Origin of the sequence: Staphylococcus devriesei (assembly GCF_002902625.1) — a bacterium.
Taxonomy (GTDB): Bacteria; Bacillota; Bacilli; order Staphylococcales; family Staphylococcaceae; genus Staphylococcus; species Staphylococcus devriesei.
This window is the reverse complement of sequence record NZ_PPRG01000109.1, coordinates 1-587: the sequence shown is the minus strand read 5'-3', so window position 1 is coordinate 587 and position 587 is coordinate 1. Positions and strand designations below refer to the sequence as shown.

1 protein-coding gene is annotated in these 587 nt (G+C 26.7%); it reads right to left on the bottom strand.

Annotated features, from left to right (window positions below):
- Positions 1-485 (bottom strand): peptidylprolyl isomerase (locus CD147_RS12410; protein ID WP_478212437.1); only part of this gene is annotated, 485 nt, incomplete at its 3' end.
- Between the last annotated feature and the right edge of the window lie 102 nt (positions 486-587).

Sequence of the window (587 nt, the reverse complement as noted above, 5' to 3'; positions counted from 1 at the left end):
GATAAACCTTCTTTATCATCATCATTTGATTTAACTTTAATTAAAATATGAGAAGCTTTTTTAGAGTTTTCTTTTATTTCTTTATCAGAAACTTTGATTTTATCATTTAGTAATTCTTTTTGGTAAGCGGCAAGTTTTTTCTGCTCTTTATATGTATCTAATGTCATACCTTGTTGTTTAAGCATGCTTTCGAATTGATCTTTACCACCATATTGTTTTTGTTCTTTTTTAATATCTTCATCAATGTCTTTAGTATCTACTTTATCTTTATACTTATCAGCTAAAATTTTATTTAGTGCAATACTAAATGATGTACTAGCGATTTGTTCATCACCAATTTTATTCATAACGTCTTTTACTTTTACGTCTCCAGCTTTTGAAGAAATAAGAGTATTACTTTCTGAATCAGTTGCATTAGAACCACATGCACCTAAAAGTAAGGCACTTGCTATTACGGGAATAATTAGTTTATTCATAATTTTCATAGTTGAAAGCTCCTTTTACAATAATAACAAAGTAAATATAACATATTATATATGCTACACCAATTAGAAACAGACTTAATACTACCAAAGTATTAGTGAATA